6 protein-coding genes and 1 pseudogene are annotated in these 15,443 nt (G+C 73.5%); 3 read left to right on the top strand and 4 right to left on the bottom strand.

What is annotated here, in order from left to right; genetic code table 11:
• Positions 1 to 12: 12 nt before the first annotated feature.
• The 3 genes from C2142_RS21145 to C2142_RS21135 all read right to left on the bottom strand — a co-directional run bounded on the left by C2142_RS21145 (position 13) and on the right by C2142_RS21135 (position 11,909).
• Positions 13 to 1,317, bottom strand: a complete 1,305-nt coding sequence (locus tag C2142_RS21145) for a cytochrome P450 (RefSeq protein ID WP_346766389.1) — start codon at positions 1,315 to 1,317, stop codon at positions 13 to 15.
• Positions 1,307 to 10,807: a non-ribosomal peptide synthetase/type I polyketide synthase gene (locus C2142_RS21140; protein WP_148644105.1), complete on the bottom strand. Its 9,501-nt coding sequence runs from the start codon at positions 10,805 to 10,807 to the stop codon at positions 1,307 to 1,309. The genes C2142_RS21145 and C2142_RS21140 overlap by 11 nt, the downstream gene beginning before the upstream one ends.
• A 223-nt stretch (positions 10,808 to 11,030) precedes the next feature.
• Positions 11,031 to 11,909 carry a sterol desaturase family protein gene (locus C2142_RS21135; protein WP_241002703.1) on the bottom strand — a complete coding sequence of 293 codons (879 nt, stop codon included), beginning with the start codon at positions 11,907 to 11,909 and terminating at the stop codon, positions 11,031 to 11,033.
• Between the two features lie 740 nt (positions 11,910 to 12,649).
• On the opposite strand from C2142_RS21135, the pseudogene C2142_RS21130 reads away from it, so the two are divergent.
• From C2142_RS21130 to C2142_RS21120, 3 genes and pseudogenes are all read left to right on the top strand, one after another.
• Positions 12,650 to 13,686 (top strand): annotated as a pseudogene (locus C2142_RS21130) (transcriptional regulator); the annotation flags it as partial.
• Positions 13,683 to 14,234: a flavoprotein gene (locus C2142_RS21125; protein ID WP_148644102.1), complete on the top strand. Its 552-nt coding sequence runs from the start codon at positions 13,683 to 13,685 to the stop codon at positions 14,232 to 14,234. The pseudogene C2142_RS21130 and the gene C2142_RS21125, both read left to right, overlap by 4 nt.
• A 3-nt stretch (positions 14,235 to 14,237) precedes the next feature.
• Positions 14,238 to 14,648 (top strand): NUDIX hydrolase, encoded by a 411-nt coding sequence (locus C2142_RS21120; protein WP_148644101.1) that lies wholly within the window; start codon positions 14,238 to 14,240, stop codon positions 14,646 to 14,648.
• Between the two features lie 213 nt (positions 14,649 to 14,861).
• Here the strand turns inward: C2142_RS21120 and C2142_RS21115 are convergent.
• Positions 14,862 to 15,443 (bottom strand): IS5 family transposase (locus C2142_RS21115; RefSeq protein ID WP_148644917.1); only part of this gene is annotated, 582 nt, incomplete at its 5' end.

Here is a 15,443-nt window from a genome sequence, read left to right as displayed (position 1 = left end):
CCTGACGGTCCGTCACCACGCCACCGGGAGCGCCTGCAGGCCGTTGACCATGGCGTCCGCCTTCCAGTTCAGTTCGTCCTCGGGGACGGCCGGCCGCAGGCCGGGCAGCCGGTCCAGCACCGTCCCGATGGCCACCTGGAGCTCCAGCCGGGCCAGGTGGGCGCCGATGCAGTAGTGCACGCCGTGGCCGAAGCCGACGTGCGGGTTGCCCGGCCGGTCCAGCACGAGGCGCTCCGGCTCCTCGAAGACGTCCGGGTCGCGGTTGGCCGCGGCGGTGGCGATCATCACCGCGTCACCGGCCCGGACGACGACCCCGCCCAGCTCGACGTCGGCCGTGGCGTACCGGGGCAGGCTGAAGCCGGTGAGCAGCGGGACGTACCGCATCAGCTCCTCGACGGCCTTCGGGATCAGCTCGGGCTTCTCCCGGAGGCGGTGCAACTCCTCGGGGTTGACCAGGAGTTGGTGGAAGAAGTTGCCGATCTGGTTGGTGGTGGAGACGAAGCCGGCGATCAGCAGGTCGCAGGCGATCGAGAGCAGTTCCTCCTCCGTGATCAGGCCCTGCTCGCGGCAGGCCCGGACGAGCACCGTCAGCAGGTCCTCGCCGGGCTCGCGGCCGCGCAGGTCCAGCACCCCGGCCATGTACGCGATGAACGCCCGGCCCTCCTCGGCGAGCACCTCGCCGGGGGTGACGGCGGAGAGCACCGTCTCGGCCCAGTGCCAGAGCATCCGGTGGTCCTCGGCGGGGATGCCGAGCACCTCGCAGATGATGGTGGTCGGCATCGGGATGGCGAAGTCCTCGACCAGGTCGGCCGGCGGACCGGCCGCGACCATGGCGTCGACCAGCTCCCCGGCCAGCTCCCCGGCCCGGGCGCGCAGCCGCTCGACCCGGCGGGCGCTGAACTCCCGCGCCACCAGCGAGCGCAGCCGGGTGTGCTCGGGCGGCTCGGTGGAGAAGAGGCCGGCGCCGGTGCGGGCGACCGGCCGCATCCGGGGCTGGTCCTGGCCCATCGCCTCGGCGAGGCTGAAGCGCGGGTCGGCGAGCACCGTGCGGACGTCCTCGTACCGGGTGACCAGCCAGGCGCCGTCGCCGTAGGGCAGCCGGATCCTGGCCAGCGGCTGATCACGCAACTCGGCGTACCGGGGGTGGAGTTCGAGGCCGAGTGGCTCGAAGGGGTAGGCCAGCGGCCGGTGCTGCCGGAGCATGGGGAGGTCCGCCTCTCGTGGGGGGCTGCCGGGGGGCGGCAGCCGGGTGCCGGCGGCCTCGGGACGGCCGGCCGGGGCCTGCGCGGCCCGGGGGTCCGTGGTTTCAGGACGCATGGACGGCACCCCCGGCGAGGATGTCCCTGGCCAGCCCGGCGTTGCGCTCGATGTACCCGTGGTCGAGCATCTCGGCATGGGTGCCGAAGCCCCGGAACACCGCCGTCCCGGTGGCCGAGCTGCCGTGCCAGGCGCCGTGCTGCCCGGCCGCGTGGAGGGCCACCTTGGCGTCGTCGGAGATCACGCTGACCAGCGCGGTGATCACCCCGAGGTTGGGCGTCCGGCTGCAGAACCGCAGGTAGTCCCGGGCCTGTTCGCGGGTCTCCTGGGCGAGGATGTCCGAGCCGGTGTGCCGCTGGAGGTGCTCGGCGAGCTCGTGCTCGAAGGCCCGGACGTGCTCGTCGCCGAGGGTGAAGGACTCCGGGATCCGGTGCGAGTCCATGATCACGACGTTGGGCACCGCCCGGCCGCGCCGCTCCAGCTCCTTGGCCACCTCGAAGGCGAGGTTGCCGCCGAGCGAGTAGCCGAGCAGGGCACAGGGCCCGTCCGGCTGGATGGTCCCGATCAGGTCGGCGTAGCGGCCGACCTTGTCGTCGCCCGCGACGTAGTTGAAGGCGACCAGCCGGTACTCCGGCAGGTGGGCCGCGAACTGCCGGTAGACCAGGCCGTGGCCGCCGGCCGGCGGGAAGCAGAAGAGGGTCTGCTGCTGCTCACGGTTGAACCAGAGGTACGGCTGGGCGCCCTCGATCCGGCCGGTGATGATGTGCTCCAGCGTCTTCGCCATCCCGTGCAGGGTGGTCACCCTGAACAGTTGGCTCACCGGGATGCTGATGTTGAACTCTCCCTGCAGCCCGTGGATCAGCTCGATCAGCTTGATCGAGCTGCCGCCGCACTCGAAGAAGTCGTGCTGGAGGCCGGGCTCCCCGATCCCCAGCAGCGCCCGCCAGTGCTCGGCCATCCGGACCTCGTAGAGGGTGACCGGCGGTTCGGCGGCCTGCCCGGCGGCGTCCGCCCGGGGGGCGGGGAGCGCGGCGACGTCCACCTTGCCGTTGGGGGTGAGCGGCAGCGCGGGCAGCTCGGTGAAGTGGGCGGGGATCATGAAGGTCGGCAGGTGGCCGGCCAGGTGGTGGCGGAGCTCCCGGCGGTCCAGCGCCTCGCCGGGGGCCGGCACGCAGTAGGCGCAGAGCACGCTGTCGCCGCTCCCGTCCGGCCGGACGGTGACCACCGCCCGCTCCACCCCGGGCCATTCGGCGAGCCGGGTCTCGATCTCGCCGAGCTCGATCCGGTGGCCGCGCACCTTGATCTGGGAGTCCGCCCGGCCGAGCAGGTGCACCCCGCCCCCGGTGTCCCAGCGGGCGAGGTCCCCGGTGCGGTAGAGCCGGACCGGCTCGGTGCCGTCCTCCCCGCCGACCGGCAGGGTGACGAAGCGCCGGGCGGTCTGCTCCTCGTCGCCGACGTAGCCGAGCGCCACCCCGGAGCCGCCGATCCACAGCTCCCCCGGCACGCCGGGCGGGACGGGCCGGCCCTGCTCGTCCAGCAGGTAGAAGGCGCTGTTGGGGAACGGCCGCCCGATCGGGACCATCCGGCCGGGCTCCAGCCCGTCGGCCGGGCCCTCGAAGTAGGCGCTGTCGATGGTGGCCTCGGTCAGGCCGTAGGAGTTGACCAGCCTGGTCCGCGGGCCGCAGAGCGCCTGCAGCCGCTGGTACTCCTCGACCTTCCAGACGTCCGAGCCGACGACCAGCAGCCGCATGAAGTCCAGCCGCAGGCCGGACCGCTCGCAGTGGCCGACGACCGTGCGGACCACCGCCGGGACGAACTCCGCGGCGTCCACCCGCTCGGTGCGCATCACCTCGTACAGGCGGGCGGTGTCGAACAGCAGCTCCCGGCCGACCAGCACCAGGGTGGCGCCCGAGCAGAGCGCACGGACCACGTCCCCGGTGAAGACGTCGAAGGAGGTGCCGGCCATCTGGAGGTGGACCCGGGCGTCGGTCTCCAGCCGGTACTCGCCGCGCCAGGCCTGGTAGGCCGAGGCGAGGTTGCGGTGGGAGACCCGCACCGCCTTGGGGCGGCCGGTGGAGCCGGAGGTGTAGATGACGTACGCGGGGGCGTCGAGGTCGGCCGGCGCGTCCTCGAACGCCTCGAACGCCTCGGACCCCGCGGACGGCCGGTCGAGTTCGGAGGGTGCGACGACCCGCGCGGGCAGCCCGGCGAGCCGCTCCGGGTCGCCGATCAGCAGCCCGGCCCCGGCGTGCTCCACCATGTAGGCCAGCCGGTCGGCGGGGTGGCCCGGGTCGAGCGGCAGGTAGGCCGCACCGGTGCGGAGCACGGCCAGCAGGGCGGTGATCAGCTCCGGCGACTTCTCCAGGCAGAGCCCCACCACCGAGCCCGGCCCCGCCCCGAGCGCCCGCAGCCGGGCGGCCGCCCGCCGGGAGCGCCCGGCCAGCTCGCCGTAGTCCATCCGCGCGGTCGGCCCGGACTCGGCCGGGGCGGCGACCGCGGGTGCGGACGGGTCCTCGGCGGCGGCCCGCAGGATCAGCTCGTGCACCGGCTCCTCGTGCGCGACCCGCCGTTCGGCCCCGCTCCACCGCCGGAGCACCAGGGCGCGCTCCTCCCGGCCGAGCAGCTCCAGCCCGGTGGCCGGGTGGTCGGCGGCGGCCGCCGTCAGGCCGTCCAGCAGGTTGACGTAGTGCCGGGCGAGGCGGGCCGTGGTCTCCGGCAGGAAGAGGTCGGTGTTGTACTTGAGGACGCAGTGGAAGCGGCGCTCGGCCTCGTCCTCGTAGGCGGACAGCGTGAGGTCGAACTGCCCTTCCTCCTCCGGGAGTTCGATGTACTCCAGGCGGTATCCGTACTTCTCGGTGGCCACCTTGTGGTGGAGCAGGATGAACATCGCCTGGAAGACCGCGGAACGGCTCGGGTCGTGCTGGAGCCCGAGCTTCTCCACCAGCAGCACGAACGGGTACTCCTGGTTGTCCAGGCCGCCCAGCACGGTGGTGCGGACCTGCGCGAGCAGCTCGGCCACCGTCGGCGCGCCGGCCAGCGAGACGTGCAGCGGCAGCGGGTTGACGAAGTAGCCGTAGACGCCGGCGAACTCCTCGTCGGTGCGGCCGGTCACCGGGCTGCCGACGACGATGTCGTCCTGGCCCGAGTAGGCGTGCAGCAGGAGGTAGTAGGCGCTGAGCAGCACCATGAAGACGGTGACGTTGTGCTCGCGGGCCAGCGCGTGCACCCGGGCGCTCAGCTCCTCGTCCAGGACGAAGAACTCGGAGGCGCCGTTGTGCGTCTGCACCGCCGGGCGCGGCTTGTCGGTGGGCAGGCTGAGGACCGGCACCTCGGCGGGCAGGTGCGAGCGCCAGTAGTCGAGCATCCGCGGCGCCTCGCGGCCGGCCAGGAACGCGTTCTGCCGGTTGAGGAAGTCGAGGTAGCGGGCGCCGACCGGGGGCAGCTCGGGCGCCCGGCCCCGCCGCAGCCCCTCGTAGACGGCGAGCAGCTCCTCGATGAAGGTGAAGGTGGAGATCGCGTCCGAGATGATGTGGTGGACGGCCTTCATGATCACCCAGCGGGCCGGGCCGCGCCGGAACAGCCGGAACCGCACCAGCGGGTCCCGCTCCAGGTCGTACGGCTCGCGGTACTCGCGGACGATCAGGTCGTGGACCTCCGGCCAGTCCAGTCCCTCGACGTCGAAAACCCCGAAGTCCGGCTCGGCCGCGGCGGCGACCCGCTGGACGGCCCGGCCGCCGTCGAGCACGAAGTTGGCCCGCAGGCTGGGGTGGCGCTCGACCATCGCCCGGAAGGCGGCGGCCATCAGCTCCGGCTCCAGCTCCACCCGGACCTCGACCGCCCCGCCGATGTTGTAGGCGAAGCCGTCCGGGTTGAGCTGCTTGAGGAACCAGAGCGCCTTCTGGTTCTGCGTCAGCGGATGGCTCGACTCGTCCTCGTACCGGACGACCCCGGCGCCGGCGGCGCCCGTGCCGTCCTCCTCGATCAGCTCGGCGAGGCCCGCGTGCAGCCGGTCGACCAGCTCGGCGACCGGCGCGTTGGAGAGCAGCGCCACCACCGGCGGGGCGGTGCCGAGCTCGGTGTTGAGCCGGGCCCGCAGCTCCATCGCGAGCAGCGAGTCCAGGCCGAGGCCGCTCAGGCCGGTGGCCGGTCCGACCTGCTCGGCGGGCACCCGCAGCACGGCGGCGGCCAGTGCGGTGAACCGCTCGGTGAGCAGCGCCCGGCGCTCCTCCTCCCCGGCCGCCCGCAGCGCCTCCAGCAGGCTGCCGTGCTGCGGCGCCGGGGCGCTCGCCCGGGCCGCGGCCGCCAGCTCGGCGACCAGCGGCGGCGGGGCCGGGTACCAGGAGAGGAAGACCGGCCAGTCGACCACGGTGGCGACCAGCAGCTGCGCGCGGTCCTGGCCGAGCACCCGCTCCAGCACGGCCATCCCGGCCTCGGGCGCGAGCGAGCTCATGCCGCGGCTGTTGCGGTAGTGGTCGATCAGGCCGAGCTCCTCGATCATCCCGGTGGCCCACGGGCCCCAGTCAAGGCTGAGCGCGGGCAGGCCCAGGGCCCGGCGGTGGTGCGCCAGCGCGTCCAGGAAGGCGTTCCCCGCCGCGTAGTTGGTCTGGCCGGCGGTGGTCAGCAGCGAGGCGATCGAGGCGAACAGCACGAAGTGGTCGAGCGGCTCGTCGGCGAGCTGCCGGTGCAGGGCGAAGGCGCCCAGCACCTTGGGTCCGTGGACGGCGTCGAACACCTCGCGGCCCAGGTCCGGCACCAGGGTGTCGCGGACCTGCCCGGCCAGGTGGAAGACGCCCCGGATCGGCGGCGACTCCAGCGCCCGGTACCCGGCGAGCCAGGCGCCCAGCGCCGCCTCGTCGGTGACGTCCAGCGGCACCGGGACGGGCTGGGCGCCGAGCGCCTCCAGTTCGCGCAGGAAGGCGGTGTTGCGGCCGGCCGGGCTCGCCGGGTCGAGGCCGCGCCACTGCTCGCGCGGCGGCAGCGGGCTGCGGCCGACCAGGATCAGCCGGCGGGCGCCCCGGCGGACGAGGGTGCGGCAGAGCAGCCGGCCGAGCGCCCCGAAGGCGCCCGTCACCAGGTAGGCGCCGTCCGGGCGCAGGCTGGGCGGCAGCGGCCCGGTCAGGCCCTCGGCGGGGCGCAGCCGGCTGGTCAGCCGTCGACCGGCCCGCAGGGCGATCTCGTCCTCGTCGGCGAGCCCGAACTCGCACAGCAGCGCGGCCGCCTCCTCGGCGGGGTCGCCGGCCGGGCCGAGGTCGACCAGCTTGCCGGGGTGGCCGGGCAGCTCCTGGTGGCGCAGTACCCGGCCGATGCCCCAGGCGGGGGCGCCGAGCGGCTCGACCGGCTCGCCGGGCGTGGTGGCCTGGGCGGTGCGGGTGACGATGTGCAGCCGGGCGTCGGGCAGTTCGGCGGGCAGCAGGGCGGCCAGCGCGATCAGGCTGTACGCGCCGGCGCCGGTGTGCCCGGCCACGGTGGCGTGGTCCGCCCCGGCCAGCGCGGGCCGGTCGAGGTTCCAGAGGTGGACGACGACGGCCGGGTCGGCGGCGCCCGCGGCCCGCCGGTCGGACAGCAGCCGGCGGAGGTCCTCACCGGAGCCGGGGTCGACGGTGGCCGGCCGTCCGTCGCCGGCGGGCCGGTAGTCGCTGCCCGGGCGGACGAGGGTGCAGTCGCCGCCGCGGGCCGCGATCCGGGCGGCGAGCTCCTCGGCGACGCCCTGGGCGTCGGCGAGGAGCAGCCAGTGGTCGGGGTGTCCGGACAGCGGCTCGGAGGTGTCCGGCCCGTCCGGCAGCGCCGTCCAGACGGGCTCGGCGAGCCAGCCGTCGATGGTGGCGAGGCCGACGGCGGTGGAGGCCTTCTCCACGTCGGCGGCCCGGAAACCGGTGATCCCGCCGAGCGGCACGCCGTCCTCGTCGTAGACCGCGATGTCGCCGACCAGCTCGTCCCCGCCGTCGCGGGTGACGGTGGCGTGCACCCAGAGCGGGCGCTCGCCCACGGCGTCCAGCCGGACCTCGTCGATGGCCAACGGCAGCCTGATCCCGGTGCCGGCCTGGGCCTCCACCAGCAGCTGGGGTGTCAGCAGGGTCTGGAAGAAGGCGTCCATCAGCACCGGGTGCACCTGGTGGCCGGCGCCCTGCCCGGCGATCGCCGCCGTCGGCCGGACGGCCGCCAGCGCCTCGCCCGGGCCGATCCAGACCTCGTGGATGCCCTGGAAGGCCGGGCCGTAGTGGTAGCCGAGCCCGGCCAGCGCGGTGTAGCAGTCGGGGCCGGCCAGGTGCCGGACGGCACGGTCGCGGACGGCGCCGGCGTCCAGCCGGTGGCCGGGGCGGCGCCGGCGCTGGCCGGGGCGGACGGTGCCGGCGGCGTGGACGGTGCGCTCCTGCCCCTCGCCGGGGCCGGTGGTGGTGACGGTGAAGGCGCCGTTCTCGGCGGAGAGCGTGAACCGGACGGCACGGCTCTCGTCGTCCGGCAGGAACAGCGCCTTGCGCAGCTCGATGCCGGCCAGCGCGGCATCGGCGCCGCCGGTCAGCGCGCGGACCGCCTGGACGGCCATCTCCAGGTAGCCGGCGGCAGGGAAGAGCACCTGGCCCTGGATGCGGTGGTCCTCCAGGTAGGGCAGTGCCTCGGCGTCCGGGCGGGCCTCCCAGGCCGGCTCGGCACCGGCGAGGCGGCGGCCGAGCAGCGGGTGGTCCAGCCGGCCCTGCCGGACCTGCTCGACCGACCGGGGTTCGACCCAGTGCCGGTCCCGCCTGAACGGGTAGCGCGGCAGCGGGACGGGCCGCCCGGCGGGCTGGAGCACCGACCAGTCGAGCTCGACCCCGAGGTTGTGCAGGGCGGCCAGCGAGGTGGCGAAGGCCGCCTGCTCGTCCTCCTGGCGGCGGATCGAGGCCAGCGTGCAGACCTCGGGGCGGTCGGCGTCGGCGGGCCGGGCCGCCACCGTCTCCTGGATCGCGCGCCCCAGCACCGGGTGCGGCCCGATCTCCAGGAAGAGGCTGAACCCGTCGTCGTCGAGCCGCTCCACCGCCTGCTGGAAGCGGACGCCGTCGCGCACGTTGCGCCACCAGTAGGCGGCGTCCAGCTCGGTGCCGTGTGCGATGCCCTCCCGGCCGGTCAGGTAGAGCGGCACCCGGGCGGGGCGGGCCCTGAGGTCGGCCAGCGACTCCAGCAGCTCGTCCTTGATCAGATCCATCCGGGCGCTGTGGTACGGCACTTCGACGGCCAGCGGGCGGGCGAAGACCTGCTCGGCGGTGAGCGCCGCGGCCAGCTCCGCGAGCACCGTCGTATCCCCGGCGAGGGTGAGCGAGGCGGGGCTGTTGACCGCGGCCACCGAGACCGCGCCGCCGTACGGGCGGAGCCGGCGGACCGCCTCGGCCTCGGGGAGCGCGACGGCCAGCATGCCGCCGGTGCCCGCCAGCTTCTGCTGGAGGCGGCTCCGGTGCACCACCACCCTGACCGCGTCGGCCAGGTCGTAGACGCCCGCCTCGTAGAAGGCGGCGACCTCGCCGGTGGAGTGGCCGACGACCGCGTCCGGGTGGACGCCGCGGCTGCGCCAGAGCGCCGCCAGGCCGACCTGGACGGCGAAGTTGGCGGGCTGGGCGAGCCAGGTCTCGGCCATCCGGGAGTGTGTCTCGTCGGCGGCCAGCTCCTCGACGAGGGACCAGCCGGTCAGCTCGGCGAGGTGCCCGGCGCAGGCCTCGACGGCCTCCCGGTAGACCGGCTCGGCCTCGAACAGCTGCCGGCCCATCGCCCACCACTGCGGGCCCGTGCCGGTGAAGACCCAGGCCAGCCGGCGGTGCCGGGCCTCGCGGCGCCGGCCGGTCAGCACCCGGGGGTGCGGCTCGCCGCGCAGGTAGGCGGAGAGCGCCTCGTCCAGCGACTCGCGGGAGTCGTGCACCACGGAGAGCCGGGCGTCGAGGTGCTGGCGGCGGTGGGCCAGGGTGTGGCCGAGGTCGGCCAGCCGGGCCGGGACGCCGCCGCGGACACCGGCCAGCTCGCCCCGGATGCCGGCGGCCAGCTCGGGCAGGGCGGCGGCGTCCCGGGCGGTGAGCGGCAGCACGGTGTACCCGGGCGGCCGACGCCCCGCCGGGACGGGCTCCGGCTCGGGCGCGGGCTCGGGCTCGGGCTCGGGGGCGGCCTCCAGCAGCACGTGGGCGTTGGTGCCGCCGAAGCCGAAGGAGTTCACGCCCGCCCTGGCCGGGCCCTGGTGCGCGGGCCACGGGGTCGGCTCGGTCGGGATCCGGTACGGCAGCGCGGCCGCGTCGATCGCCGGGTTGAGCGTCTCCAGGTTGATGTGCGGCGGGATCAGCCGGTGCTTGAGCGCCAGCGCGGACTTGATCAGCCCGGCCAGGCCGGAGGCGGACTCGGTGTGCCCGATGTTGGTCTTGACCGATCCGACGTAGCAGGCGTCGCCGGGGCGGCGGCCGATCGCCAGCGCCCGGGCCAGGGCGTTCGCCTCGATCGGGTCGCCGACCGGGGTGGAGGTGCCGTGCGCCTCGACGTACTGGAGGCTGCCGGGTGCGATCCCGGCCTCGGCGCAGACCCGCTCGATCAGAGTGACCTGGGCGTCCGGGTTGGGCACGGTGATGCCGTTGGTCCGGCCGTCCTGGTTGACCCCGCTCCCGATGACGACGGCATGGACCGGGTCACCGTCGCGCAGGGCGTCGGAGAGCCGCTTGAGCGCCACCACGGCGACGCCCTCGGCGCGGACGTAGCCGTCGGCCGAGGCGTCGAAGGTGCGTGAGCGGCCCTCCGGGGAGAGGAAGCCGCCCTTGGTCTCGGCGATCGTGTACTGCGGCGCGATGTGCAACAGGGTGCCGCCGGCCAGCGCGAGGTCGGTCTCGCCGCGCAGCAGGCTCTGGGCGGCCAGGTGGACGGCGACCAGGGAGGAGCTGCACGCGGTGTCGAGGGAGACGCTGGGGCCGCGGAAGTCGAAGCAGTGCGAGATCCGGTTCGACACCATCGTCATCATCGTGCCGGTGGCGGTGTGCGCGGCCAGGGTCTCGAAGGAGAGGTCCGAGAACTGCACGATCTTGTAGTCCAGCGTGAACGCGCCGACGTAGACGCCGACCTCGCGGCCCGCCAGCTCGGCCGGCTTCTGCCCGCCGTCCTCCAGCGCCTCCCAGGCCACCTCCAGCAGCTTGCGCTGCTGCGGGTCCATGTGGTCGGCCTCGCGGCCGCTGATCCCGAAGAACGCCGGGTCGAACTCGTCGAAGCCGTCGATGTAGCCGCCCCGGCCGCCGACCAGCCGGCCCGGCCTGGCCTTGTCCCGGCTGCCCAGGGTGGCCACGTCGTACCGGCTGCGTGGGGTCGGGGTGATGCAGTCCTTGCCGTCGACCAGGTTCTGCCAGAAGGACCGGTGGTCGTTGGCCCCGCCCGGCAGCCGGCAGCCGATGCCGATGATCGCGATCCGCTCGGGGCCGTCGGCGGCCGGGGCGGCGGGGGCGGCCGGGGCACTCCGGGCGGTGGAAGCGGGTCGGCCGGGGCGGGCGGGACGGGCGGTGTCGGAGGGGGCCGGGGAATCAGAAGGGCCGGAGGCTGCGGCGAGGCATGAATCCGTCATGGTCGAGTCCTTGTGTCGCTGCGTTCGCGCGCGCGGCACGGGCGAGGGAGGGCCGCGCGGGCATGGGGACGGCGGCCGTGGCCCGGCTCCGGGCAGGCCGGGGAGGGCGGGCCGGGGCGGGCAGGCCGAGGGAACGGGGAGAGCACGGACGGATGGACTTCGGCGGGGCAGCCCGCCCGGGCCGGCACAACGGGGAGGACCGGCGGGGAGGACCGGCGGGCCGTCAGACCGGGGAGTCGTCGACCCGGACCGGGCGCACCGGTCGCCGCCAGGGCTGGAGATGACTGGTGATCACCTCGGCCGTCCGCGGGAACTCGGACGGGTGCTGCAGCCCCACCACGGCCGGCCGGCGGCCGGGCCGCCAGGTGAAGCTGCCGAAGGCGTGGTCCCAGACGGAGAGGTCGGAGCCGAAGTGGCCGGCCTCCGCCAGGTCGGCGCTGTGGTGGAGCCGGTGCTGCTCCGGGCCGGCGAAGACATGGTTGAGCACGCCGAGCCGGACGTCGACGTTGGCGTGCACGAAATAGCCCTGGGCGACCACGAAGAGACCGACCACGAACACCGACTCCGCCGAGAAACCCGCCAGCGCGAGGGAGAGTTGGACCGTTCCCTGGGTGACCAGCACGTCGACGACGTGGTTGACGCCGTTGTTGGCGACGTTGACCTTCCCGGGCACGTGGTGCACCCCGTGCAGCCGCCAGAGCCACGGGTTGGAGTGGCTCCAGCGGTGCACCAGGTAGTTGGCCAGCGAGCCCAGCAGCAGCGCCGCCGGGATCTCCGCCCAGAGCGGCAGCGTCGGATGCGGCGGCGCCAACCACCCGACAGCGGCCGTCACCGGCAGCTGCGCCAGCGCCCCGCCGATCATCGTCAGGACGAAGTAGACGCCGTACCAGCCCCATTCGCCGATGGTCGGCTGCCACTCAGGTTCGTACGGAATCAACTGTTCCAGGGCCGTCAGACAGCCGATGGTGCCGAGCAGGAAGAGCAGGCTGGTCCGCCCGAGGTCCCAGCGCCAGCGCAGGGCGGCGACCGATATCGACACGACGGTGACCAGCAGGGTCGGGTAGGCGACACGACGCAGCACGGCACGCAGCTTCCCACTCACGGCTACCCCCTTCGCGGTCCGGTACCGAACGGTCACCGAAAGCAATCGTTCCGATACTAACGGCGCCTGGAAGGCGAAGCGAGGAATTTTGGAAAAGATTCACAAGCGTCAAGGTTTGTCGGATAATAAAGAGGAAAAATATCGGCCAGAATGGCGCGGAATCCGAGCAGATACCTTTGATGATCGGATGAGCAACCCGGTCGGCCAGGACTCGCCAGGACCCGCCAGGACCCACCTCGGGCGCAACCCCGGACGCGCGGGCCGGAAACGCCACCGCTCCGGCGCCGCATCGGGGGCACCGGAGCGCCGGGACCGGGCCGTCAGGCCCCGGAGGCGGAACGCTGCGCCGGCACCACGCCGTTGAGACGCGCCTGGCCGAGCGCGTGCGCCTCGCCCCTGCCGCGCCCGCCGAGGGGGGCGCGGGCGGGCCCGGCCGCAGGCGCATCGACTGGCGGATGGCCTGCAGCTGCAGGTAGGAGTCGCCCAGAGCACCCTTCAACCGGGCGATCTCCTCACGGAGTTCGGCCTCTCGACTGGCCTGCGGGTCCGAGGTCGCCTCAAGTCCGCCGCAACCGGCCTCGATGAAGCGGCGCTTCCAGTTGCTGATGGCCTGCCCGGTGACTCCCGCGGACCTGGCGGCCTCGGCAGCGGTGATCTCGCCCGCCGGAATGGACAGGACGATGGCGGCCTTCTGATCGGAGGGCATGGACCACCTCGTCGGCGCCGACCGCCTGGCCAGTGCGGACAGCAGGACGGACGACATGCACCGTCGCAACTTCCTGGCCGCGAGCGTCGCCGCGCTCGCGACCCCGACGCCCCGTCCCCGCGTGGGGATAGAGCTGGTCCAGGCGCTGCTGCCTGGACCTGTTCCAGCCGAGCACGCGCCACAACCCCAGGCCGCACTCGCGGCCCGGCTCTCCCAGGCCCGGAGGCTCTTCTACACCTGCCGGTACGCCGAACTCGAAGGCGCGCTGCCGTCGTTGATCGCCGACCTTCGCCAGGCTCAGGACGCCGTCCGTGGCGGCGACCAGGTCCTGTCCGGCCTCCTCGCGACGGCCTACCAGACCGCGGTGAGCCTGCTGCTCAAGCTCGGCGACCACGGCAACGCCTGGCTGGCGGTCGGCCGTGCCATGGCCGAGGCCGAACGGAGCGCCGACCCCGTCGTGACGGCCTCCAGCGTCCGCGTCCAGGCGCACGTCCTCGCGCGCGACCGGCACACCGCGCCCGCCGTAACCCTCATCCGGCACACCGCCGACCAGCTCTCCGCAGCTACGACCGGCGCCCGCCCGAGTACCTCGCCGCGCTGGGGCTCATGCTCCTTCGCGGGGTGACGGCCGCAAGCGCCGGCGGCGACCGCGCCACGACCGCCGAGTTCCTCACCGAGGCCCAGGAGGTCGCGCGCTACGTCGACCTCGACAGCCCCGAAGCCTGGGCAAACTTCAGTCCGACCAACGTCGCGCTCCACTCGGTGAGCGCCTCGGTCGTTCTGGGCGACGCCGGAGCGGCGTTAGAAGCCGCCCAGCCGCTGATGCGCAGGCGTATCCCGGTCCCCGAGCGCCGGGCGGCACTGTGGGTGGAGGCTGCACGGGCCTACAGCCAGCAGGGCAGACTGGCCGAGGGATACAAAGCGCTCAGGATCGCGGAGAGCTGTGCCTCGGAGGACATCCGCCGACGGCCCAGCGTGCTTGAGCTGGCCGGTGACATGGCTGCTCGCGACCGGCGCGGCGCCGTCCCGGAACTTCGCCGTTTCTGCCAGGAGTTGGGAGTCCAGGTTTGACCGAGCACCGCGAGCCGTTCCTCTACGTCGTCGTCTGCGCGTCGGGCATCGCCGACGGAGTGGGCGAGCTGATCACCGCTGCCCATGTCGAGGGCTGGGGAGTCGGCGTGATCGCGACCCCGAGCGGGCTCGGATTCATAGATCAGGAAGCCATCGAAGCCCAGACCGGCTACCCGATCCGCTCCGCCTGGCGCACCCCCAGCATCCCCCAACCGCTGCCGCCGGCCGACGCCATCGCGGTCGCCCCGGCTACGTTCAACACCATCAACAAGTGGGCCGCCGGCATCTCCGACACCCTCGCACTCGGCATCCTTTGCGACGCCTACGGTCTCGGCATCCCCGTGGCCGTCCAGCCCTACGTCAACTCCGCCCAGGCCGCCCACCCCGCGTACGCGGAGAGCCTGGCCCGGCTCCGGTCGATGGGCGTCTTGATCGGTGACTACGTCCCCCACAAGCCCAAGGCCGGCGGGGGCCGCGACAAGTACAACTGGACTCACGTCCTCGACCTGCTCCGCCCCGTGGCGGCCTCAGCGGCGGAGAGAAAGTAGCCGATGCTCCCGGCTTCAGACGGACGGCCAGGTGTCGCTGCCGCGATCGTGACCCGAGAGGGTCGGGTGCTGATGGTCCGGCGCCGGGTCAGCGAGGGCCAGCTCTCGTGGCAGTTCCCGGCAGGCAAGATCGAGCCCGGCGAGTCTCCCGAGGAAGCGGCTGTCCGCGAGACCGCGGAGGAGGCGGGGCTGAACGTGGCCGCCATCAAGATCCTCGGCGAGCGCGTCCACCCGGAGACTGGCCGGTGGATGTCGTACACGGTCTGCAAGATCGTCAGCGGCACCGCTGCTGTCGGTGACCCACGAGAGCTGGACGCACTGGCGTGGGTGGCGCTTGCAGAGATCCCTGAATACGTCCCGTACGGGGTCTTCGAGCCAGTGCAGGCATACCTGGACACCGCGCTCAAGGACTGAGAGAACACGCTGCGGGCGACCACCAACTGGTGGCCGCCCGCAGCGTGCAGGTGTTACGGGCTTGCTGCTTGGGCTGGCGTTGGGCGAGGAACGCGAGCTGGTCGGCGGCGGCCTGATCGTATGCGGCCTGGAGGCGCTCGCCTGCTGCGTGATCACCTACAGGCGCGTCCAAGTAATGTGTTAGCCACTCTTAGGGCCTGTGTGATGTCGTGATCAGTCAATGGTCGGCAGGAGATCGTCGATCCAGATCATCGAGGCTCGAAGGTTGAGGCCGGCGAGGTAGCTCTCGGGGGTCTTGTCGAACCGGGTGGCGATGCCGCGCCAGGCCTTCAGCTTGTTTATCAGGCGCTCGACGGTGTTCCGTTGCTTGTAGAGCTCGGCGTCGTGGCCGACGGGCCGACCGCCCTTGCTGCCCTTCTTCTTCCGGTTGGCAGCCTGGTCCTTCTTCTCCGGGATGACCGCCTTGATTCGCCGATTCCGCAGGTGTGCGCGGTTGCCGCGGGACGAGTAGGCCTTGTCGCCGGCGACAGCGTCGGGCCGGGTGCGGGGACGCCCGACCGGCACCCGAACCCGGACCTTCTTCAGCACGGGGATGAACTGCGGGCTGTCGGCGGCTTGTCCCTCGGTCAGGATGAACGCCAGCGGGCGGCACTTCCGGTCGCCGGCACAATGGATCTTGCTGGTCTGTCCGCCTCTGGAGCGTCCGAGCAGGGCGGCTTTCAGCCGGAGCTTGCGCCGGCGCCGGATTCGTCGCCGCTCTTCCCGTTCCTGGTCGTCAGAGACGTCCTGCCCGTC

Origin of the sequence: Streptomyces sp. CB01881 (assembly GCF_002953255.1) — a bacterium.
In the GTDB taxonomy this organism is placed as follows: domain Bacteria; phylum Actinomycetota; class Actinomycetes; order Streptomycetales; family Streptomycetaceae; genus Kitasatospora.
The sequence above is the reverse complement of the archived record's forward strand: the minus strand, read 5'-3'. Positions and strand labels throughout refer to the sequence as shown.